Raw genomic sequence first — 21761 nt, forward strand, 5'->3', positions numbered from 1 at the left:
GCATCAGAGAACAAAGCGCTTTGCTTGGGCCAGCACGCTATCGCCGAACTCGGCGGCGACCGCCTGCTCAGTCAGAACGTGCTCCTGCAGCAGCCGGGCGATCAGCATCGCGCGGTTGCCGCCGCGGGTTTTGACCTGAGCGATCTGCCATGACTGGTAGGCGATCTGGTCGGGGTGGCCCGCGAAGTTCGGTGCAAGGAAGCGCTCGTGCTTCGCCAGCTGCATGACGGCCTTGCAGTGCGCATTCCACGCATCGCGCACGTCGAGGATCACCTCTTCGGCATACAGCTGGTTGGGCCGGGGAAAGACACGCCAGCCGCGTTCACAGAAGCGCTTCATGATGAAGTCGAGCCCGTATTCATAGCGACAGCCGATCGCATCGAACGCCTGACGGGCTCGCCACATGGCGGTCAGCTCCCGCGATTCGAACAGGCTCTCGACGTCGAACCCTTTCACATCACCGATCTTGCGGACATCCTTCTGCTGGGCGTAAGCGCGGCGCACTGCCTGGGCATATTCATGGGCGAACAGGTAAGTCGCCTGCACCGGGTGGTGGCCGCGGTAGTCAAACCACTTCCGTGTGAAGAGCAGCGACTCGGCCACCCGCAGCGCAGGATCGACGCGGGTCAGCGCGAGCATTTCGCAGTCCGCGACCGTCAGTTCACTGCCGTAAAAGGGGGTGTGGCTCATGTGGGGCTTCCTCACAATTCCCAAAATTTAGATAAGTCATTGCTTATCATTATAGATAGATTTGAAAAAGGTAGAGATATAGAGGGAAGTGGTTCCGAGCCCCACATGTTCCACTTCCCTCTGGAGGACGCGGGAGACTAGGCATAGCGGCATACCCATCCCTTGTGATCGGGTTTAATGCCACGGGCGACCTTCCCCATGTGCGACTGGTCTAATCCGCGCTCTTTGCAGAATTGCCGAAGATTGCGACAAGCATGCTGAACGCCATCAGGCGACGTCGCCGTATATGCGCGTGTCTTGGTCGCGGCGATCTTCGCGTTGTGCTCCGCTGTGCGGGCAGGCATCGGTGCGCGCTTCACGTCCCGCATCTTCTGCCTGGTCTCGGCACTCAGCGGCTTCCCTCGCTTTGCGACTGATATTTTGTCCCGTGACTCCTGGCTGAGCGTCTTCCCAAGATGGAGCAGGCGCACCCTCTCTCGGTATTCAGGCGCGTTGCAGAAGACTTTGGCTTTCGCGCTCATCAGCGCTTTTGTTTCTGGAGAGTGTTTGAATCCCCGGTTGCTCTCTGGTGTCAGCCGCAGGTTGTAGCTGTCGGCCCGGTATTGCTCGATCAGCTCGCCCTCTCGCGCCTCTAAGTTTTCAAGCGGGACATATTCAAGCGGCGCGAAGAAGAAAGCCTCTTCACCGTATTTGTCCCATGCACTTTGCAGATGCGGATTCCGATGCTTCCCTTGTCTTAGGTGCCAGATGTGCGTCGTCAATCGGTTGCGCAACTTGTATGAGCTTCCGATATAGACCTTCTTGGATACGAGGTTCGCTATGACATAGACGCCAGGGGTGTCCCTGGCGTCTATGTCAATCAGCGAAGTGTTATCAGTCCTCCGCTCGCTCATAACTCTCTACGATCTCCTGAACAATGCCACTTCTGACAATATCGGCGCGCTTGAAGTTTATAACCGAGATCGATGGAATCCAAGAGAGGCGATTCACGGCATCTTCAAGCCCGGACATGCCTCGAATATCCTTCTGCCTGAGATCACCATTGACAACGGCCCTGCAGTTTTCGCCAATGCGGGTAAGGAACATTTTCATCTGTTCCGGGGTCGTGTTTTGACTTTCGTCCAAAATCACGAGGGCGTTCTTGAACGTGCGGCCGCGCATGTAGGCGAGCGGTGCGCCCTCGATGTTGCCCATGCGCTTGTGATACTCGTAGGCGCCCGTGCCCAGCCGCTCGATCAGGGTTTCCTCGAACGGGATCAGGTAGTGAGCGAACTTCTCTTCCATTTCGCCGGGCAGAAAGCCCAGGCTTTCGCCTGCTTCGACGGCGGGCCGCGTCACGATGATCTTCTCGATCTGCTTCTCGCGCAGCGCTTCTGCGGCAAGGGATGCGCAAACCCACGTCTTGCCCGTTCCTGCCGGGCCGGTTGCAAAGGTGATCGTCTTGCCCTTGATGGATGCGATGTAGCGCCCCTGCGCGTCGGTGCGCGGGCGAATCGGTTCATAGCATGGGCGCACGACCTTACCCCGTGTCTCGAAGTCCTCGACCGGGGTGTCGCCCCGCTGCTTCGTGTTTCGCGCCTCTGCGCGCCGGGTCTGCTTTGCCATGAGTCATGCTCCTGCGGTAGAAAAGAAAACGGCCCGCGTGGTGGCGGGCCGGTGTTCGAAAGTGTTACTGCGCGGCCCCCGATGCTGGCGCGTCCTTGATCCCGAGCCGTTCGCGCTGCTCCGACTGGAAGTGCTCGACCGAATCAACGAGCGCGTCGTGGCGCGCGGCGAGATCGAGGTAGAGCTTCGTCAGCTCCTGGTCGGCGTCGATGAAGTCGGCAAAGCAAAGGGCTGGAGCGGCTTCGCCCGGGTCATTGCTGACGCCGGCGGGATGAAAAGCAACTCCGGCGCGACTGGCGTTGAGCATGCGCACAGTGCCGACATCAAGAGCGAAGCCATTGCAAGCCGCGCCATCAGGCTGGTTCGTTTCATCGTGGGTCTCGGTAGAGGTAGATGTGGCAGCCGCCTGTGCGACCGCTACGGGTGCCTGTCGCTTCATCTGCGCGCTCATCTGGGTAACCACGCGCTGATGGATGACAGACTTGTTCTGGTCGACGGCGACGGCCACCGCCGCGGTCGATGCCTCGAGCTTCTGGCTCGTCACCTGTGCGGCCTGCACATCGGTGGCAGCCGTCGTGACCACCTTCTGTTCGGCCTTCACCTCATGCGCCTGGTTGAACTGGCGCTCGGTGTAGAAGCCGCCGCCGAACGCAAGGGCCGCGATGATCGCGAGGACGCCAAACTGCGAAAGTGGGTTCACGTCTTACTCCTTTTTTGCCGTGGGCTCGGTCAGTGCCTTGCCGGTGATCGTTAGGCCCGCCGCGGCGAGAAACTCCGTCCACGAGCGCGACATCACGCCGAAGTCGAAGTTGATGCCCTTGTAGGCCGTCCATGCAGACTCGGCGAGCAGCACGACGAAGACGAGAAACCACCAGATGCGCAGCGGACAGGCCGTCGCGTTATCGCGCTCGGTCAGAAACGTCGGGCAGCGCTTGATCCAGCTCAGCCAGTTCATACGGGTTCTCCCAGAAATTCGTGTTCTTCAGCGATCCGTCGGCGCAGCAGGCCCGCCAGGTGCTTGCCCGCGGCCATGTCCCACTTCTCGAACTCGTGCGCGGCCGCGGCGCGGTTGCCCGCGTTGAGCAGCTTCAGCAGCGTCGAGCCTGCGAAGTTGCCCGCGCCCACGTTGAACACGAAGTCCACGAGGGCGTCGAACTCGGCCTGTGTGAGCGCCACCTTGACCAGCCGGTTGACCGTGGCAACTGCGCCGGCAACGTCAGCGAGTAGCTGCGCGTCGGCCTGGTCCTGCGTCCATGTCAGGCCATACCTGACTTCGGGGCCGGTGTGACCCACGCCGATCGTCCACGGTGCGCCCGAGAGTTTCAGCAGCGCCGAAGCAATCACGCCCGTATTCAGTGCGTTCCGCCACATGCCAAGCCGCTGCAATTCCTTTCCTAGCGGTGAGGCGGGATCGGGGTAGGCATGCAGATAGCAGCCTTCGAAGTGCTCGGTGAGCGCGAGGCCCGCTTTGGAATAGTTCATCTGTCGGCCTCTCAGCTCATCAGCTGGTGAAGGAGCTTGGCGCCCAGCGCGAGAATGCCGCCGCCCAGTAGCGTCCAGAAGGCGCGCATGGTCCACATGACGCCATCGAACTTGGCGGTGTGCGCGATGTTGATTTTTTCGAGTTCGGTAATGCGTTTGTTCGCATCGGCCAGCGCGGTAACGAGTGCCGCGACCTGCTGCTGCGTGGCGATGTGGCGCTCTTCGATGCGTGCCAGGGTGACGAGTGCGTCAGCGACTTTCGTCATGCTTCCGCGGATCTCATGAACGTCCGCCTGGACGTTCTGGATCTGGCCTTCAAGGGCGGCAAATTCGGACACGTATTCCCCGTTTGGTGCTGTCTTCGTGGTCATTCCTTCGTCGCTCTCTTGCAAAGGTCTAAGTCCAGGATAGTAGCCAAATCTGCCGCGCCCGTAAAGTCACGCGTGACTTATTCCCTACGCAATGGAACCGCCTGCGAACACATAACGGTTCGCCGCATACGGCAGCGCTGCTTCAGCCGGGTCGACTTCTTCGGGCTGCGCGGCGATCAGGGTCTCCTCGACGAACGCGATCGCGTTCTGGTCGTCGGCCGGCACACCCTTCATGAACACGGAGAACGCGCCCTGCACCGGCTGCTTGCCGGCCTGATAGGTATCGTGCGACACGTAGCTCATGAGCGCGACGCTGGTCGTCTTGCCGAGCATGTCGATCGATACCTGCTGGACGACGTGGTAGCCCGCCACAACGCCGGTTGCGTCAAGGGTGATGTCTTTCTTGATGGACATGGTTGAAACTCCTGAAAGTAAGTGTAAGCTTATTATGCCGCAAGTTGCGCGGTTTGGACCATGCGGATCGCGTCGTGCGCGACGACCGCGGCGAAGGTGTTCGGGTCGTAGCGCCAGGATTCGGCATAGCCCAGCGCTTCGGCGACCGACTCGGAGCAGAACCACTTGCCCTTCTCGCCCTCGTAGTGGCGAAAGACAAAGCCAAAAAGGCCCGCCACGTCGTAGGGTTGCCCGACGTGCGCCTCGAACCAGGCGATTGCCGCCGCTTCCTGCTCAGGCGTGGTGACGATATCGATCACGTCCCAGTCTGCCGGATCGAGATTAACTACCGCGCGGCGCACACCCTTGTCCAGATAGGCAGATGACCAGCAGACGGCCATGCCGTTCTCGTAGGCCATGACGAGCTCCGCATGGCTATACGGCCCGCGTGTCCACCACTTCGTCAGGATGCCGAGCAAACCTTTGACGCCTGGGTGGCGCCCCTTGAAAAATGCAATCTTCATGGCGTCAGCCCAATGTAGCGGCGATCTTGTCGATCTGGATCAGGATGTCCTCATAGACCGCCTGCGCTGCCTGGGCCGTCAGTGCGCCCTGAATCTCATACTTTCGCATGCGCTGTGCCCCAATCTGCTCCAGCGCGCCATTAAGCCCATCAGCCTGCGCGAGAATGCGGTCGGCGGCATCCTGATTCGACAGTTTCGCAGGAGTGGCAAACGATGAAATCCACGGGCTTACATCGCCGGCATAACCAGCGGCCTTATAAGCGGCGGCAGCCTGCTCCCGCATCAGGTATTCCTGCTGAAAGCGCGTCCACGCCGCGTAGACGTTTGCAACCCGCGCATCGACTTTTTCTGATAGCGCGCGAATCGTCTCTTCGAGTGGACCGCTATAGGGCGACAGCGGCGAGTTTCCGGCCGCAAGTGAGTTCAGATAGGCAACCCAGAGCGGGTCACTCGTATTAGACCATGTGACGCGACGATCGCCGTTGTCACTGATTGCGATGACGCAGTTCGGCTCAACCGAGCCGTCCGCCTTGAGAGTCTGCTGGTAGTTCATTGTGTCCTGTTAATGAGTTGAGAGTTGGGCCTTGAGCATCTTCACTTCGGCCGAAAGCTGCTGAATGGCACGCAATGCGGAGAACAGCATTGCCTGATCATCGAAGTAGCGGGCGTCGTCCACTTCCTCGCCGTCGATCACCGCTGGTTTCTTGCCGATCCATTGCGGGGCGAACTTTTCGACGTCCTGCGCGATAAAGCCGGCCTCCATGTGGCGCGAGCCGTCCTTGAAGTCGAACTCCTTGAAGTCGATCTGCTCGACGAGCGCGAGCGAGTCCTCCTTCGAGGCACGGATGTTGGTTTTAAACCGGACATCTGACCAGTTGTAGGCGATGTAGGCGACGCCCTGACCATTGACGATGAAGTTAACGTGACTGGCCGAGCCATCCCACTGCATCGTGATGTTGTTGCCGCCCTGCACGATATGGTCGCAGTGGTCCGCGTAGTTGGAGCTGTTCGCGTAGCTCACCGAGAAGTTAGCAGGGTTGTAAACATACATGTTCGCGCCGTCGCTACCACCCCACAGCCATGCTGGCGTGCCGCCCTGACCAGACCAGTTCCACGTCGTGTCAGTGCCGCCTGCGGTGCGTAGGTGCGATGACGTGTAGGCAAGTCCACTGGTGGTCACATAGTTCGCGGGATTGAAGTTGCCCGAATCCCACGGAGTTGCACCGTTAAACGTCGGGCGAATCGGGAAATTCGCTACGCCAGTATTGCGGGGCACCTGCAGGACGTCGGAATTCCACGATCCGTCATCGTTGAAGCGACGAATGTAGAAGTTCTCGCCGACGTTGCTTCCCGTGTCAGTGTCGGCTGATGTGGAGATATCCCATCGGGTCTTGCCGGCAGCCTGGAATATGACTGATCGCCAAGTGGTCGACGCGGTGTTCAGCGTGATATTGCCCGTGAACGTAGCGCCGGCGAGCGGCGCATAATTCCCCGGCGTGAAGTTGCCCGAGTGCCACACCGGATACGTGTTAACAGTCAGATTTCGCTGGGTAAAGTCGTAGTTCCATGTTCCCTTGGTAGGCGACCACCAGCCTGCGGTGGCCGTATTGCCGTAGAAGTAGCCATCGTTCTGGCCGAGCATCAGATCACCTTCGCCGCTTGCGCGGTTGATCGTCAGTTTGTTTCCAAGGATATTGACCGCGCCATTGACCTGGAGCAGGCTCGCGCCATCGTCAGTTGTCGTGCCGATCAGCACACGGCCCGATTGCAGGATGCGAGCCTTTTCGACATTGCCTGCCGTCAGAATCAAGATGCCCGATGCGCCGGCTGAGCCCACCACCGCGTTTCCGTTTGTCTGGAAATACCCTGCGTTCGTGTCGGCGCTGATCCAGGACGTAGCCGTGCCTGATGCGCCTGCAACGTGACTACCATAGGTGCGCGCGTTGCCGGCGATTTGCAGCACATTTGAGCCGTCATCAGTGCTCGTGCCGAGCAGCATGCGGTTAGTCGAACCCGAGATAAAGCGCGCCGTTTCCTTCGCGTTATTCGTAATGGCAAACGTGCCGTCGGCGATGTGGAAGAAGCCCGTATCGGGCGCACCATCGTTCTGGAATGAGTAGCCCGGCGCTGAGACCGTCCCTTCCTTTGCGAGGATCTGGCCATTTACGGTGACGGCACTAGATGCGCGGTTGATCGACAAGACGTTTGTCTGAGTCGTCCCGTCATCGGCGAGCGCGTTGATATTCAGATTGCTGCCAGCGTTGCTACCGCTTTCCGCCGCGTTGTCTTTCCAGATGGTCCATCGCCATTTGCCAGCCGCGTTCTGGAAGGCAATCGGCGCCGTGCCATCAGTGAGAGGGTTGACTGTCATGCCAGCACCGGTGACATACCCCGTCGCTTTCATGGCACCTGCAACTTGTAGCAGGTTCGCCCCATCATCGGTCGTCGTGCCAATCAACACTCGACCGCCGCTCTGCATCAGGGCCATGGTGCCGACGTTCATACCTGTTCCGCGGCCGACCCAGATTGCATTCGAAGATGCCGAATACGCGTCGTTGACTGAGCGCAGCGTAAAACCGCCGTCGCTTCCGTGGAGGAACTCCCACGTCTTCTGATCGGCTATGGCACCTTCACGCTTCATGAAAATCGACGTCTGTCCGGTGCCCGAGCCGTTCGATGCCCTCAGTGCACCCGACGCACTGCTACCCTCGATCGTGCCGTTGACCTGCAGCAGGTTAATGCCGTCGTCCGTGGTCGTGCCAATCAGGACGCGTCCCGAGCCAGTCATGCGCATGCGCTCGGCCTGAGCAGTCGAGCCCGTGGGGGTTGTGTAAAACCTCAGAGATGTGGCTGTCGTGGACGTGGTGTAGGCTTCCTCTGCCCATGCCGAGATTGTCGCCACGTCCAGATACGAAGATCCGGTATAGCCGGCGAGATTGAGGCCGCCCAACTGGGTGCCCGATGTGGTCGCAGCAGGTGCGCTCGACGTGCCTGCCGCTGAGCGCACGCGATAAGACTGGTAGACGCCGTATGTCTGGATGACATGCGAGGCGTTCGTCTGGTTGATTTCGCCATTCACCTGCAACAGGCTTGAACCATTATCGATAACAGTGCCCATCAGAATGCGGCCACCCCACGGCGCAAGCGCGAGGTTCTTTTTAACCGTGTTGCCGACGTTGAAGGCTTCGATTGAAAGCCCCTGCACATAGGCGCCCGACGAGATCGAGCCTACCGTGTTGTTGGTTGTGTTGGTGAGCGTCTGATTGCCGGTAACGGCGACATTGCCCGCCACCTGCAGCAGGTTCGCGCCGTCGTCAGTTGTCGTGCCGATCAGGACACGCCCAGCGCTGGTGATCCGTGCCTTTTCAGCGTTGTTTGCGGTGAAGATGGTGTTGCCTGCGATTGACCCAACAACAGTATCGCCGTTGGACTGGAAGTAGCCATGTGCCGCATCAGACGAAACCCATGCGCCTGCGGTGCCAGTGGCCTGCGCAGAAAGTGAGCCGAAAACCCGCGCGTTGCCATTCACCTGCATCAGGTTGTTGCCATCGTCGGTCGTCGTGCCAATCAGCACACGGCCACGACTTGTGATCCGCATGCGCTCTGCCTTGCTGACGGAGCCAGCCGGCGTTGTCGAGAGCGAAAGATAGCCACTCGAGCTACTGCTGGTAATGTTGGCGTCTACAACGCCGTCGACCGATGCAACGTCCTGATAATTCGCACCGTCGTATCCGCGGAACACCGCCGTGCCCGCCGAGTTACCGGAAGTGAGCGCGGTAGGCGCGGCAGAGGTGCCTGCCGCTGAGCGCAAAACGATCGCACCTCCGGTGCCGTAACGCGTGCTCTGCACTTTCGCATTGTCGAGCAGCAGGTCGCCCGTCATCGTGTCGCCCGCTTTCGCGACCGGGTTACCCAGATTCGCAGCGGTTTGCGCGGCAGAAGCGGCACTCGCTGCCGCGTTCGTTTCGGACGTTTTCGAGTTTGTTTCCGAGGTCTTGGCGTTCGACTCGGAGGTCTTGGCGTTGGTTTCCGAGGTCTTCGCGGCGTTCTGCGAAGCGAGTGCAGCCGCTGCCGAGTTCGCGGCGTTGGTCTCGCTGGTGTGCGCAGCCGTCTGGGAGTTCGATGCGGCGGTAGCTGAGCCCGAAGCGGCCGACGCGGAACCAGCGGCGGCAGACGCACTTGCCGTCGCGTTCGCGGCCATCGTCTCTGAGGTCTGGTCCTCATCCTGCCAGCCTGTGCTGGTGTAGACGCGCGTCTGCTGCGTGGTCGTGTTGAAATACTTCGAGCCGACCGTCAGCGCGTTGCCGTTATTGTCCTTGGTCGGGTCGCTCGCCTTTGAGCCGAGCTGAAGTGCGTTCAGCGTCGCGAGGATGCCCTGCACCTGCGAGAGCGACGAGCCCGCGTTCGTCTCCGAGGTCTTCGCGGCGTTCTGCGAAGCGAGTGCAGCGCTCGCGCTGCCCGCTGCCGCCGTTGCGCTACCTGCGGCGTTCGTTTCCGAGGTCTTGGCGTTGGTCTCGGACGTTTTTGCATTCGTTTCCGAGGTCTTGGCGTTGGTCTCGCTGGTTTTCGCGGCGTTCTGCGAGGCGAGCGCGGCGCCCTGCGAGGTCGACGCGGCAGAAGCCGAGCCAGCAGATGCGCTCGCGCTATTGGCGGCGCTCGTGGCTGAGGTTGCGGCTGCACCCTGCGATGACGAGGCGGCTGATGCGCTCGTGGATGCGGCACTCGCACTACCTGCGGCGGCTGTCTTGCTCGATGCCGAGTTGGTCTCGGAGGTTTTCGAGTTGGTTTCGCTGGTCTTGGCGTTGGTTTCCGACGTCTTCGAATTCGTTTCACTCGTCTTGGCGGCGTTCTGCGAAGCCAGCGCGGCAGCGGCACTTGCAGCAGCGGCGGCCTGCGACTGCTGGGCGCCATTGAGGCTCGCGTGAATATCATTGACCGATGCAACCAGACCCGATGGCGAGACTGCCGTCATCAGCGCCTGGATCTTATACATCGCGTTGGTCCAGATCGCGGCCGTGCCGACGTCGCCCTGCGAGATCAGTGGCAGATTGTCCGGGACCGTGAAGTCGGTCGCAAACACGCCATTGGTCATCGCGGCGCTCACCCCCTGATAGCTCGCCGCCAGTGTGACGACCGTATTGGTTCCGTCATACACCGCGTCAGCGGCCACGACGTAGGGCACGAGTTCACCCTGCACCATGAAGATGCTATTCGCCTTGATGCGATAGGCGACGTTCGTGCCAATGACCGTAACGGTTTGACTGCCGTTTGTGACGGTGCAAGCCTGCTTCAGCTGTGCCATGCGGAACCCTTTTGCCTAGACGTTATCGGCACCGATTATAAGTAAGCTGTGACTTACCTGCAATGGAACATTTCATGTCTTTCGATGGCGGGCCTTCACTTCCTTGCAATGGGCGATCCATGCGACCGTCTCGGCCGGCAGCTCGATACCGAGTTCCTGCAGCGCGTCGAACCCCTTCATCATCGCGTCGAGCTGGTCGCCGATGTCCATGTAGTCGGCCGCGCGGCGCGGCCCGACGTCGATCTCGGTGTGGATCTTCATGCCTGCGTGACCTCAAAAGTCGCGTCCAGCATCGGCCAGGCCGACACAGTGACGCGGTAGGTGCCCGGATGGGAGAACGACAGATCGCAGTGATCGTCCGTGCAGTCGTGCGCGGTGCCGTCGATGGTGATCGTGCACGGCACGGGCAGGCTCTTGAGCGTCGTGCCGTCGAGCGCTGCGGTGCAGACTGGGCGTCGGGCAATGGCGCCGGCCGCCACATAGTCGGTGAGGGGGTCGCCGGCGCCCTCCAGGACCGAGCCGCCTTCGGGCGGCACCTGTGCGGCAATCATGTAGCGGGGCACGAAGCCCACGACCACGATGCGACCGTCTGCATCTGCCGCTACGTAGTCGGTCATCGTGAAATCGGGAGCCGGCTGCGCAGTCGTGCCGTTTGTCATTTCGCTGTTCATCGCTTCATTTCCAGAATAGTGATCTTGGCCGCGTTGGAGCTCGAAATACTGTGCCCACCCGCGCCCATGCTCAGTGCGATGACCGAACCGATCGGCGCACTGCCAATATTGTTGCCGTCAACAGTGATGGTTGTCGGATTGCTATATCCGTTCCCGGTCACAATCATCAACTGCGAACCGCCATTGGCCGGATAGGTAAACGAGAACCCACTATTGAAGCCGCCGCCGGCCCATACGCCCATCGTGGAGACAGCGTTCTGCCCGATGCGCGCCGTGTCGATCGTCAGGTCGCCAATGTGCGCGGTGTTGATCTGCGCGTAGCCGATCTTCGCCGAGGTGATGTTCGCGTCCGCAATCTTGGCCGTGGTGATCGACGCGTCGAGAATCTTGGCCGTGTTGATCTGGGCGTCGCCGATCTTCGCGTTATCGATCGATGCGTCGCCGATCAGCGCGTTGCTGATGATGACGCGCGGCACACCGTAGACCGCTCCGATCGTGAACGGGTGAATGCTCGGGTAGCCCGGCAGGTTCACCGAGAAGGTGTCCGTGCGAACCGCGAACTCGCTGACGATCTGACCGTTCACTGCATATGAGGCAAGGCCGTAGCCGGTCACATACCCGTTGTTGTCGATCTTGACCGTGTATTGCGCCGACAGGCCATTGATCGATGACGACTGCGCCTGGATCGACGCAGTGTGGCCGTTGACGGTCGTCGTGAGCGTGTTGATCGCGCTCGCGTTGGCTGAGTCGCCGTTTGCGCGCGCGGTCTGCTCGGTCGCAATCGCAGCGGTGTTCGTGCCAACCGATGCCGAGAGCGTGTCGATGCGCGTGGAGAGCGCGCTGTCAGCACTCGTGCGGGCGGTCTGCTCGGCAGTAATGGCGGCCATCGCCGGCTGCGTTTGATTGGCCGGACGCCACTCGACATCGGTGAAATACCAGCGGTTCTTGTCGTTGTTTACGCCGCCGCCGAAGTCCACCATTGTGCATAGCTGGGCTGTGGTGTAGCCGGCTGGGATCGTCACCATCCCCGACATGCGCGTCCAGCTCGAGGTGGCATTCTGCGTCGCGGCCCATACCCAGGTTTCCGTGACGTTCAGCCCGGTCAGGTGCAGACCGATCGAGATAGGCACAGCTGCGACCGGCGTTGCGACGCGCATTTCCAGATAGTGCTGCTGCCCGCTAGATACCGGCACCGTGCGTGTCGTATAGGCGTTGTCCCGGATGTTCTGGCGGAACACGTTCGCCGCCGGTGCGCCGAGCGGCACATCGCCCGTGGTGCCGCCCACTGCGGTAGCCGTCGTCCACCCGGTTGTCTGGTTGCCGGCCGCCACCGGGTTCGCGCACAGGTTCGTGAGGTCAAGCCCGTAGCTCGCCACCACCGAGTCCACCCGGGTGGAGAGGGCCGAATCTGCGCTCGTGCGTGCGGTCTGCTCCGCACTGATGGCAGCAGTGTTCGCGCCTGTTGATGCGCTCACACTGTCAATACGCGTGGAGAGCGCGCCGTCGGCCGCGACGCGTGCATTCTGCTCGGTCGTGATTGCGGCGGTGTTCGTTGCATTCGTCGCCACTACTGCGTCGATGCGTGTCGAGAGGGCGCCGTCAGCGTTCGTGCGCGCCGTGGCCTCAGTTGAGATTGCCGCGGTATTGCTGGCTGACGTGGCGACTACCGTGTCGATGCGCGTGCCGAGCGCGCTATCTGCGCTTGCGCGCGCCGTCTGCTCGGTCTGAACGGCTGCCGCGTTGGTATTCACGCGTGCGCCAAGTGTGGTGATCGAACTCGACAGCGAATCAGTTGCGCTCTGGCGGGTCTGCTGCTCAGTGGTGATCGCCGCGGTGAGCACGCCATCGGCGATCGCGCGCGCGTTCGCTTCGGCGGTCATTGCGGTCTGCCGCGCGCTCTGCTCGGCGCTGACCGCATCCTGCACGCGCTGATTGACCGACCCGATGCCATTGCCATCCACGAGATTGATACGCTGCTGAAGTGCCGGGATCAGCTGCGAGTCTTTGAGCACGCCCTCGGCGATCGCCTCTACGTCAAGGAACGGCGTGCGGAAATGGATCTCGTTCGTTGGGATCGTCTCATCGAGGCCGAACGCGTCATACGGCACAATCACGAGGTAGTAGTCGCGATTGAACATCAGGTTCGACAGCAGGACCGACGAGTCCGGGCCGTTGTAGGCTACGTTCTCGTTCACGAACTTCACAGGTGACACGTCCGACAGATAGAACACAGCCCCCGCGAAGTCGGGGTCATCGCTATGCGTGTATTGCACGGTCGCGCGGTCAAAATCGGCGGTGTCGGCCGCTGTAAGCACGGTCGGCGGTGGGTTGTAGGCGTCCAGCACGGCCGGCGAACCCATGTGTCCGAACGTATCGCGCACCGCGATCTCGAAGACGACACGGCGGTGCAGTCCGTCGGCGAAGTTCTTCTCGAACGTGTAGATGTAGCTGTTGTCGGTCGTGTGCTCCGTGCGCAGCAGGTTGCGCGGAGTGTTCTTGTCGTAGATGCGCACCTCATAGTCCATGAAGTGCGGATCACGCGCGCCCTGCGCGCCCTCCGGCTCAGAACCGAATTCGAACGAGGAAGTCGTCGAGTTGTAGTTCCAGTAGATCTTGCAGTCCCTACCTGCCCACAGGAAATCAGCGCCGGTGACCGCGGCCACCGAGAGGTTCGACACGTTGCCAACGACGGTATAGCCTACCGACGGCGCCTGATCGTAGCTCGCGTATTTCCCCCAGATGTCGAAGGCGACCACGCGCACCACGATGTTTTGGCCCTTGGAGACGCCAAAAAGCGCGTAGCTCGTGTCGGCGCGCACGGTGCCGGCCTTGTTGAAGGCACCGCCGTTGATCTGCAGATACACATCGGCACCCGCATACGAGCCAACAAGCGGCTGGGACCAGCTCACACGGACGTCGGACAGGATCTGGCTGCCAGAGACGTAGGTTTCCTCGTAGGCCGAGAGGTTCTGCACCTGGCTGATCGCCGCCTGTCTGGGATCGAGCATCGGCGGCGTGAGCGTGTCCGCGACGTCGCCGTAGGAGGACAGGTCGTAGACCTCGGCGCGGTATTCAAGCGCGCTGATCTGCCGGGTCATGTCGGTCGAGCCGAGCGTGATCTGGGTAATACGGAACGGCTTCTTGACCTTTGTCGACTCGCCGAACATGTAGTTGACGAACGGCTCGGGTGAATAGCCGAGCGGCATCACGAGAGTCACCGCCGTGTGCTCGCCTTCGTTGAAGGAGACGTCGGAATCCTCCACCACGTCCGTGTCCAGCAGCTCCACCGCCTGCCCAACGAACAACCCGTCGGTCGAATCGACGTAGACGCCATCGCCCACGAAAGACGTGATACCCACGTCAACGGCTCCCGCGCGCACCCGCCGCAGTCGCACGTTTTGCGGTGTGCCATTCGACAGGTGCAGGAACGAGCCTGTGATGCCCGAGATCACCGCGGAACCGCGCACGACATAGTTGTTCAGGATCAGGAGCTTGTATTGCTTGCCTGCAACCATGGTGACCGGCTTGTCGAGCTGGATCACCCGGTTGGTTGAACCCGCCGCCGTTCTGCCGGATTCAGCCCAGGCCGGCATGTCGTGCTGCAACAGCACCACGTCGCCCGCCGTGCACGCAATCGCTTCGATCGGCGACTGCCATTCACAGGTCTGCGTGAGGTAGCGGTTCAGGTTCAGGCGGAACGCGCCCTCACGATACGCGCGCTGGATATCGACCACGCCGTAAGCAGTGATCGCGGAGACGTTCTGCTTCGCGCCGTCAATCGCGAGCGACTGGTCGGTGACCTTGACGGTCTTCTGCTTATAGCTGTCCGTCTTGTCGAAGAAGGTGACATCGATCTCGGTGGCCCGGTCGGTCCGGCTCATCCATGACTGCTTGAACGAGTCCTGGACGATGTTGCCCATGCCGAACATCATCACAGGGTCGGATGCGCGCTCGATGGCGACGTAGTAGCGCGTGCCCACCGTCAGCAGCTGCGCATGGCCGCACGCGGAGACATAGCTCGCTGCGTCCCACACGTTCATGACCGTATCGAGCACGCCATTGAAAGTGAGGCCCTGTGCATCGCAATACGCGGCCCAGTCGAGGAACGAATCAAGATCGAGGCGGGCTGGGTCAATTGCGCCGCCCCAGCGGGTATCGGTGAGGATGTCCCACAGGATGAATGCCGGGTTAGTCGACGCACTCTGGTAGGTCGTGACGGTGCCGTCGTTGCGCGACATCGTGTTGATCAGTCGCCCACCATGAAGGAAGGTGACTGACGGAACACCGTTTAACTGCTGGTCGAGCTTCACCCGCACCGCGAGCAGCGCGGTGTGGTTGTAGGCGACGCCATCGAATGTGACTTCGTTCAGGTCCGACACGTAGCAGTCGGACATCGCGAGCGTCGAATCGAGGTTCGTCTGATAGACCTTGCGACCGGTGCTGCCATTGACCGTGTAATCGACGTAGTTGTCGTTCCGGCGAACGCGGATCTCGTATCGGCCCGCGACGAGGTTGGGTGATGTGAACGAACGCCGAACCGTGCTGCGCGAGTTGTCCGTGCACAGCAGCGCGCCCGGCTGCGGAGGCACCATGACGGTCGTGTAGACGACGCCGGCATCGCTCTGAGGCCAGTTCTTGACCGGCTGGCCGACATAGCTGCCAAACTTCAGGTAAGCAGCGTCGATCACCGCCTGCGGCAGTCCCGATCCGTCGCGCGCGGTAACGTTAAGACTCGTGATCGGCTCATCCGGATTCCACGGTGTCGGCCACGCCGGGATGCCCCCGTGGCCGGGTAGCGGATTCCAGCCGAAGCGCGACATCGGCCACACGCTGATGTTCTGGTAGCTGGGCGGCTGCGTGCTGAAGCCGGTCCAGTTGGCGTCACCCACCTTGCGATAGTCGGCCTCGACAGCCACCGTGTTATCGCCGAGCGCGCCCGTGTTCTTGTTTGCGGCGAACAGCCCGCTCGGGAACGTCATGTCGAGCCTGACCTGCTCAACGTCCGTCTCGGTGGCGAAAGTGAGATAGGAGCCGTCTGCCGGAAGCATCTGGCTTTTCGTGTAGGGGACGACGGTCTTGGAAAACCAGTCGATGATGGCCTGCGTCTCGTCGCCCATCCGTGTCTGGATGGAGGCTTCGGAGAACTCCGAGACACTGCGGCCATTGAGCTGCACGTCGGCGATTGAGGCGATCGGCCCCTCACCGGCGTTAATCAGCATGTAGAGAACCTGATTGTTGCCGTCGTTCTCGGTGTGAATACCGACGAGGTTGCCCGCCTGCCGGAACTGTCCGTAGGTCAGCGGCACAGGCAGATTCTCGGCGCTGGTGTTCTTCGCACCGTCAGCGCCGTAGGTTGCGCTGCTGTCCAGCCCACCACTGCCGCCATTCGTGGCAACCGGTGGTGGCAACAGCGCATTAAGCAGGATCGAGCCGGCGATTGACACCGCGGCGCCCGCCATCGCTCCCATCATCGGGCCGTATGCACTGGATGCGGCGCCCATAGTGAAATACGACGCCACGGCGATCACGATCATGCCGACGATACGCAGCAGCATCTTGCCGCCACCGCCCTGCCCGCCGCGCGGCACCGGGCACAGCACGATGAAGTCATCACGCTCGACGAGCACCTTGTCAAAGTCCTCGCTTGTGATCATTCCACCGTTGCGCGAAACAACGTAGTCGTCAGTCGTGCCGAGCGGCAGGTAGTGCGCAAGCGTTCGCCCCTTCTTCCAGCTCCACTGCTCATCACGGATGTCGCGAAGCGGGTCGAACGGATTCATGATCCGTCGGACGTTGATAACCTTCTTTGCGGCCTTCTTACGCTGCTTCGGTGTATTCATAGAATCCTTCAATGCGCCGCTGCCACTGGGCGAGCCGTTCGATCGTTACGCCGCCGGACGGCTCCCACGCGTGAATAAATAAGTCGTTACTTATGACATAGCCGACATGACAGACCTCTCGACCGATGCGAAACCCAACCACGCAGCCCGGCTTCGGCCCCGGTAACTCGCGCCAGAACATGCGCGCCGAGATCATCAGCGCATGCACCCTGGCCGAATCGTCCGGCGTGGTGTAGTCGGGCACTTTCAGCCCGGTATCGCGCTCGATCAGAAATCTCACGAGCCCGAAACAGTCGAAGCAGTCAGGACCGCGCCCACCACGCTTAAAGGGAACGCCAATCAGCTCTGCGTTTGTCATACGTCACCGCTTACTTATTTTAACGGGTAATGGAATTGGACGAAACCAGATTCGGAAAGCCGCCAAAGTTGATCACGTTCTGATGTGCCTTGCACCCGAGCGGGCCGCGCATCGTGTGGTCGCATGCAGCGAGCGCGCCGGTATAGCGGCATGTCTTGCTGTCGCGATAGACCCACTGGCAGAAGTCGCGACGCTGCATGCGACGGGGCAGCTGGCGGTTCAGCGCATTCTCGGTGCCCAGGGTCCACGACACGCTGTAGTTATCGGCCGATGCCGTGACGACCTCGAAATACTCCTGCACCTCGGGCTCTTCATCGAGCGCGGCGCTGTTGCTCACCATAATCGTCACGGGAAACCCCGTGCCGCCACCATAGTTCTGCATGCGCTGGATGACCAGACGCGTGTAGTCGAGCATGGTCAGCGTGATCTGTGGCTGCGTGCCGACGGCGGTTTTAAGCTCGAGCGAGAACTGGACAGCGGTGTAGAGAATGCCGCGCCGTGTGATGTCCTCGGTGTTGTTCACATAGTGAAGCGTTTCAACGACTGCGTTTGTCGCGGGATCGATCACGCTAATGTCGAGGAATGCCAGATAGGGCACATCGCTGCCAATCCGGTTCTTCTCGATGACGCTTGCAACTGAGACGCGTTCGGGCATGTCAAGCCTCCTGAATCTTGAAAGTGACACCCCACAGCGGCGATCGCCCGGCGCCGGCGTAGCTCCACGCGAGCGTGGAATCGGTCGTGAAGCGCACCAGGATCTGTTCCCCGCTTATCGGGTGGACAAAGTAGAAAATCTGCGAGCCGCCATGCATGTCGTCGAAATGCTGGTCGAGCACGGCGCGCTGCGCATCCGTGAGATCGGTAAAGCCCACGGTGAACGTGCGGCGCGGGCGGCGCGTGTGACGCGGGCGCGTCACCACATACCCGCCGTCCATCTTCGAGGCCAGCGCCGGGTTCTCCTTCTCCTGCTGGAACTTCGATGAGTCCATCAGGCTGCCTAACGGCATGGTGGTGTAGGTCGTGCTCATGATTTCATTGCGCCTTTCATCTGGTCTCGGAAAGTGCCCGGGCTCGTTGCGGCCTGAAGCACCACATCAAGGATCATCTGTTTGCCGTCGAAGCGCGGGCTGCCCTGCTGTTTGCCCTCGACCGCCTGACCCGACTGGTTAATCACGTTCACGACGATGTTCGACGGGCCAGATGCGCTGCCTTGCTGCTGGCCACCCATGATCGTCACCGGGATGCTGCGGCCGTCCGGCAGCGGCACGAACGCCTCGTTCATCGAGCCTTCGCCGTAGACGGCCACCTGCGGGGTGTCGGCAATGCCACCGTTCGCATACTTGCGCAGCGACAGCGGGCCGAACTCGGTCATGATCCCGCCGTCGGCAAAGTTGTATTGATTGCTCATCTGGCCGCCGGTGTAATTCCAGTTGCCGAGCGTGTTGGTGCCGCCCTGCACACCCATGAGGGTGCTTGAACTACCCATCGAGGAGGTTTGCGAGAGCATGCCTGTGGTCGCGCTGCTGTCGCCGCCCACGTAGGCGCTCAGCGCTGCGCCGGCGATCGACGCGATTGCGCTACCAAAACCGCTGCTGCCACCGCCACCACCTGCGATCGACGCGAGCGCGTTGGCCGCGGCGTAGGCCGCATTGGTGAGCGCGGCCATCGAGTTTGTCGTGTTGACGTCCGTCGTCAGGCTGGTCGTCAACTGCGATGCCTTGTCGCCGAGCGAGAAGCCGAACTTGTCAGCGAGACCCGACGCCTGCAGCAGTTTCGTGCCGAACTGCTGCACGGCCACACCTGCGGCGTTGGTCATACCAATACCCGCGCTTGCCGAACCTGTCGGGCTGACCGAAGCCGCGTCACTCTGCTTGTTGCCGCCGAGGAGGTTGCCCGCCCATCCAGCCAGCGCGTCAAAACCCTTTTGCAGGCCGTTGCCCAGCGACTTCTGCAGGCTGATCTTCAGCATGTCGGTGAGAATCGACTCAACGAGGCTTTTCCATTCGAGCTTGCCGGTCTTGGCCGAATTCACGAACATGTCGATGGTCGAGTTGCCCCAGTTGGCCGACGCCTTCTGCATTTCATCGGTCGCGTTCTGCCAGCTGTCGACCATCTGCTGCATCGGCGTCTCAAGCTGCTTTGCCTGCAGCTTCATGCGGTCGGTGCGCGCCGCGTCGATGATCGCCTGCGCGGCATCGACCTGACCGCCCAGTTCCTTGACCTTCTGGATCTTGATCTGCGCCTCGGCGTCCCACTCGGCGTTCTCCTGCGCGAACTGGGCCTTCATGCGGTCCACCGGACTGCTGATGAGGCTCAGCTGCGTCGCCTGGTCGGCCTTGCCGATACCTCGCGCGAAGTTCGCGAGGTCGAGCTGGTCGGCCGCGAGCTTGGTCGCCTTGATCGTCGCGATGACGGGCGCGAGATCCTTGGCAGCGTCCTGTGACTTGACCGAGAGCTTCTCGAGGAACTTCAGTGTCGAGTTGTCTTCCTTGCCGGCGGTCGTCGTGAAGTCACCCGCCATGAGCTTGCCCATGGTGTCGTTGTATTCCGCCACCATCGGCGCGAGCTTGCTTTTCAGCTGCGTCATCTGGCTCTTGGCGTTGTTGACGATGGTGAGCATCGTCTCGTCGTCAATGAGCCCCTGCACCTGCGAACTGTTGAAGTCCGGGCGCGTCGTGGTGCCGTTCTTGCCGTGGGTCTTGGTGTCGAGCTTGCCGCCCTCCCACATTTCCCGCACTTTCGCTTCAGCATCGGCGCGCAGGTCGTCGTATTCGGTGGCGCCCGTGACGATCTCACGCAGCTGGCCCTTCGCGGCGGCGAGCTGCACCTTGACGCGCTCAAGCTGCTTTTCCAGACCATCGGTCGGTGCCGAGACGTGGCCGGCATTCTTGCCCGACAGAATGTCATTCGGGCCGGCTTCGGCTGCTGCAGTCGCGGCCGAATTGTTCATCTGCTGCGCGATGCGCATGCGCTCCTGCTCGAGCGCCGCCTTCTGGTTGGCAGCGTCCGGGCCGGAGACCGAATTGATCTTGGCGGTGAGCTCCTTGTAGCGTGCGTCGTAGGCGGCCGAGATATCCTTCGTGCCCTTCTGGATCGCCGCCTGAAGCTCGAGCGCCTCTTTCTTCTGCGCTTCCTTGTAGGCATCCGGGCTCAGGGTCTTCTGCAGATCGCTGTAGCGCTGGCGGATCGCCGCCTGCTCGTTCTGCGACGCCTTGGCGATGGCGTCAACCTCTTCCTGACTGTCCTGCTCATACTTGCGCGCGTAGCCAGCCGACACCAGCTTCACGTTGCTGGCGTCGACATCCTTCTGCGCCTGCGCGCGCATGGCGATCAGGTCGCTCAGCGCGGCCTTTTCCTTGTCGATCTGCGCGCGGATCGTGGCCGCCGCCTCCGGGTCTGGTCCCTGAAACCCGCTATCGACCCGCTGGCCCTTCTGTGCGATGCCGAGCTGATTCTGCAGCTGGGCGATCTGCGCCTTCTTGTCATCGATGTGGGAGTCAGCCTGCTCGAGCTGGCTCTGGCTGACGTTCCCCTGTGCGATCGAGCGCCGCAGGTTCGCTGCATCGAGTGCCGCGTTGGCCGCGCGCTTGGCCGCTTCACCGAACTGGTTCCACAGCGCGATACCGCCGACGATGCCGGCCGCGAGCACCGTGAGCCAGCCGCCGAGCGCGTTGAACGCGAACTGCAGGCCCATGATGCCCGCCTTGAGCTCAGCGGCGCCGGCGCTCATGGCGCTCATGCCGGCGACGGCCTCGCGCTCGGCGCGAATGCCGGTAGCCAGTGCGGCGTTCTTTTCGACCATCCTTGCGGTGCTACCCGCTTCCACATCGGAGCGCAGTTGCTCAGCCACCATCAGGCCCCGCGTGGATGCGATCTCTTCGTTGAGCACGGCGACGCGCTGCGTCTCGAAGATGATCTGCTCGCGCGTGAGTGCGAGGCTCTTCTCGGCCTGTTCGTTTTTATAGACGGTCGCCAGTGCTTCAGCGGCCTCCTGGCTGCCTGGCTGAAGGCCCGATGCCCGGTTGTTGGCAAGCGCCATCTGGATCTGTGCTTCCTTGAGCACCTCCATATGGGCGACTTCCTCTGCCATCAGCTTACCGAGATAGCTCTCGTTGACGGCAAGTTTCTTTTCGAGCGTCGCAACTTCGTTCTGGAAATCCTGGTTGCGCAGATCGTCACGAGCCGCCTTGACTGCCTCCAGCTCGATCATGAGCTTCTGGTTTGCTGCGATCTCGCGCGACATCGAATCCTGCCGCAACTCGCTCTCAAGCGCGATCGAGTCACGCCGGGCCTGGTCTGATGCCAGAATCTGTTCGGTGACCGAGAGCTTCTTCGCAACGATGGCGCCCTCAGACGCGATTGCGTTGGCCGCATACTCGCGCCACGACGCATTCATGCCCGTGAATGCGTCGCGCATGCCGCCCAGCCAGCCGGCGATCGTCGTCGTTGCGAACACGGCGAGCACTACCTTGCCCAGCTCAACGATCTCCGGCAGATATGCCTGAATCTCTGTGCGAACCGAGTG

General features: G+C 61.4%; 18 protein-coding genes. All 18 read right to left on the reverse strand.

What is annotated here, in order from left to right:
* Nucleotides 1–3: 3 nt before the first annotated feature.
* Nucleotides 4–690, reverse strand: coding sequence for a hypothetical protein (locus tag AB6809_RS29955; protein ID WP_371027870.1), 687 nt, complete (start codon nt 688–690; stop codon nt 4–6).
* A gap of 137 nt (nt 691–827) precedes the next feature.
* Nucleotides 828–1583, reverse strand: a complete 756-nt coding sequence (locus AB6809_RS29960) for a GIY-YIG nuclease family protein (RefSeq protein WP_371027871.1) — start codon at nt 1581–1583, stop codon at nt 828–830.
* The gene (locus tag AB6809_RS29965; RefSeq protein WP_371027872.1) at nt 1564–2295 is read right to left on the reverse strand and encodes a PhoH family protein; all 732 of its coding nucleotides are present in this window, start codon (nt 2293–2295) and stop codon (nt 1564–1566) included. Before AB6809_RS29965 ends, AB6809_RS29960 begins: the two co-directional genes overlap by 20 nt.
* A 64-nt stretch (nt 2296–2359) precedes the next feature.
* Entirely contained in the window at nt 2360–2995 is a 636-nt protein-coding gene (locus tag AB6809_RS29970) for a hypothetical protein (protein ID WP_371027873.1), read from the reverse strand.
* 3 nt (nt 2996–2998) lie between these two features.
* Entirely contained in the window at nt 2999–3250 is a 252-nt protein-coding gene (locus tag AB6809_RS29975; protein ID WP_371027874.1) for a hypothetical protein, read from the reverse strand.
* Nucleotides 3247–3777 carry a lysozyme gene (locus AB6809_RS29980; RefSeq protein ID WP_371027875.1) on the reverse strand — a complete coding sequence of 177 codons (531 nt, stop codon included), beginning with the start codon at nt 3775–3777 and terminating at the stop codon, nt 3247–3249. Before AB6809_RS29980 ends, AB6809_RS29975 begins: the two co-directional genes overlap by 4 nt.
* An 11-nt stretch (nt 3778–3788) precedes the next feature.
* The gene (locus tag AB6809_RS29985; RefSeq protein WP_371027876.1) at nt 3789–4148 is read right to left on the reverse strand and encodes a hypothetical protein; all 360 of its coding nucleotides are present in this window, start codon (nt 4146–4148) and stop codon (nt 3789–3791) included.
* 84 nt (nt 4149–4232) lie between these two features.
* Entirely contained in the window at nt 4233–4562 is a 330-nt protein-coding gene (locus AB6809_RS29990; protein WP_371027877.1) for a hypothetical protein, read from the reverse strand.
* A gap of 32 nt (nt 4563–4594) precedes the next feature.
* The gene (locus AB6809_RS29995) at nt 4595–4960 is read right to left on the reverse strand and encodes a hypothetical protein (protein ID WP_371027878.1); all 366 of its coding nucleotides are present in this window, start codon (nt 4958–4960) and stop codon (nt 4595–4597) included.
* A 109-nt stretch (nt 4961–5069) separates the two neighbouring features.
* Nucleotides 5070–5618: a hypothetical protein gene (locus AB6809_RS30000; protein WP_371027879.1), complete on the reverse strand. Its 549-nt coding sequence runs from the start codon at nt 5616–5618 to the stop codon at nt 5070–5072.
* A 9-nt stretch (nt 5619–5627) separates the two neighbouring features.
* Nucleotides 5628–10367 carry a tail fiber domain-containing protein gene (locus tag AB6809_RS30005; RefSeq protein ID WP_371027880.1) on the reverse strand — a complete coding sequence of 1580 codons (4740 nt, stop codon included), beginning with the start codon at nt 10365–10367 and terminating at the stop codon, nt 5628–5630.
* 72 nt (nt 10368–10439) lie between these two features.
* Nucleotides 10440–10628: a hypothetical protein gene (locus AB6809_RS30010; protein ID WP_371027881.1), complete on the reverse strand. Its 189-nt coding sequence runs from the start codon at nt 10626–10628 to the stop codon at nt 10440–10442.
* The gene (locus tag AB6809_RS30015) at nt 10625–11038 is read right to left on the reverse strand and encodes a hypothetical protein (protein ID WP_371027882.1); all 414 of its coding nucleotides are present in this window, start codon (nt 11036–11038) and stop codon (nt 10625–10627) included. Before AB6809_RS30015 ends, AB6809_RS30010 begins: the two co-directional genes overlap by 4 nt.
* A complete protein-coding gene (locus AB6809_RS30020; protein WP_371027883.1) occupies nt 11035–16878 on the reverse strand; it encodes a phage tail protein in 5844 nt (1947 codons plus the stop codon). Before AB6809_RS30020 ends, AB6809_RS30015 begins: the two co-directional genes overlap by 4 nt.
* A complete protein-coding gene (locus tag AB6809_RS30025; protein WP_371027884.1) occupies nt 16856–17236 on the reverse strand; it encodes a C40 family peptidase in 381 nt (126 codons plus the stop codon). Before AB6809_RS30025 ends, AB6809_RS30020 begins: the two co-directional genes overlap by 23 nt.
* Nucleotides 17237–17255: 19 nt before the next feature.
* Complete coding sequence (locus tag AB6809_RS30030) at nt 17256–17891, reverse strand: hypothetical protein (protein WP_371027885.1); 636 nt, start codon at nt 17889–17891, stop codon at nt 17256–17258.
* A 1-nt stretch (nt 17892) separates the two neighbouring features.
* Nucleotides 17893–18264: a hypothetical protein gene (locus AB6809_RS30035; protein ID WP_371027886.1), complete on the reverse strand. Its 372-nt coding sequence runs from the start codon at nt 18262–18264 to the stop codon at nt 17893–17895.
* Entirely contained in the window at nt 18261–21692 is a 3432-nt protein-coding gene (locus AB6809_RS30040; RefSeq protein WP_371027887.1) for a phage tail tape measure C-terminal domain-containing protein, read from the reverse strand. The genes AB6809_RS30035 and AB6809_RS30040 overlap by 4 nt, the downstream gene beginning before the upstream one ends.
* Between the last annotated feature and the right edge of the window lie 69 nt (nt 21693–21761).

Origin of the sequence: Paraburkholderia sp. RCC_158 (genome assembly GCF_041355255.1) — a bacterium.
In the GTDB taxonomy this organism is placed as follows: Bacteria; Pseudomonadota; Gammaproteobacteria; order Burkholderiales; family Burkholderiaceae; genus Paraburkholderia; species Paraburkholderia graminis.

What these genes read in the sequence shown, in the direction of transcription:
- AB6809_RS29955 (WP_371027870.1), bottom strand. Translation starts at nt 690, where the DNA reads ATGAGCCACACCCCCTTTTACGGCAGTGAACTGACGGTCGCGGACTGC.
- AB6809_RS29960 (WP_371027871.1), bottom strand. Translation starts at nt 1,583, where the DNA reads ATGAGCGAGCGGAGGACTGATAACACTTCGCTGATTGACATAGACGCC.
- AB6809_RS29965 (WP_371027872.1), bottom strand. Translation starts at nt 2,295, where the DNA reads ATGGCAAAGCAGACCCGGCGCGCAGAGGCGCGAAACACGAAGCAGCGG.
- AB6809_RS29975 (WP_371027874.1), bottom strand. Translation starts at nt 3,250, where the DNA reads ATGAACTGGCTGAGCTGGATCAAGCGCTGCCCGACGTTTCTGACCGAG.
- AB6809_RS29980 (WP_371027875.1), bottom strand. Translation starts at nt 3,777, where the DNA reads ATGAACTATTCCAAAGCGGGCCTCGCGCTCACCGAGCACTTCGAAGGC.
- AB6809_RS29985 (WP_371027876.1), bottom strand. Translation starts at nt 4,148, where the DNA reads ATGACCACGAAGACAGCACCAAACGGGGAATACGTGTCCGAATTTGCC.
- AB6809_RS29990 (WP_371027877.1), bottom strand. Translation starts at nt 4,562, where the DNA reads ATGTCCATCAAGAAAGACATCACCCTTGACGCAACCGGCGTTGTGGCG.
- AB6809_RS29995 (WP_371027878.1), bottom strand. Translation starts at nt 4,960, where the DNA reads ATGGCCTACGAGAACGGCATGGCCGTCTGCTGGTCATCTGCCTATCTG.
- AB6809_RS30000 (WP_371027879.1), bottom strand. Translation starts at nt 5,618, where the DNA reads ATGAACTACCAGCAGACTCTCAAGGCGGACGGCTCGGTTGAGCCGAAC.
- AB6809_RS30005 (WP_371027880.1), bottom strand. Translation starts at nt 10,367, where the DNA reads ATGGCACAGCTGAAGCAGGCTTGCACCGTCACAAACGGCAGTCAAACC.
- AB6809_RS30010 (WP_371027881.1), bottom strand. Translation starts at nt 10,628, where the DNA reads ATGAAGATCCACACCGAGATCGACGTCGGGCCGCGCCGCGCGGCCGAC.
- AB6809_RS30015 (WP_371027882.1), bottom strand. Translation starts at nt 11,038, where the DNA reads ATGAACAGCGAAATGACAAACGGCACGACTGCGCAGCCGGCTCCCGAT.
- AB6809_RS30020 (WP_371027883.1), bottom strand. Translation starts at nt 16,878, where the DNA reads ATGAATACACCGAAGCAGCGTAAGAAGGCCGCAAAGAAGGTTATCAAC.
- AB6809_RS30025 (WP_371027884.1), bottom strand. Translation starts at nt 17,236, where the DNA reads ATGACAAACGCAGAGCTGATTGGCGTTCCCTTTAAGCGTGGTGGGCGC.
- AB6809_RS30030 (WP_371027885.1), bottom strand. Translation starts at nt 17,891, where the DNA reads ATGCCCGAACGCGTCTCAGTTGCAAGCGTCATCGAGAAGAACCGGATT.
- AB6809_RS30035 (WP_371027886.1), bottom strand. Translation starts at nt 18,264, where the DNA reads ATGAGCACGACCTACACCACCATGCCGTTAGGCAGCCTGATGGACTCA.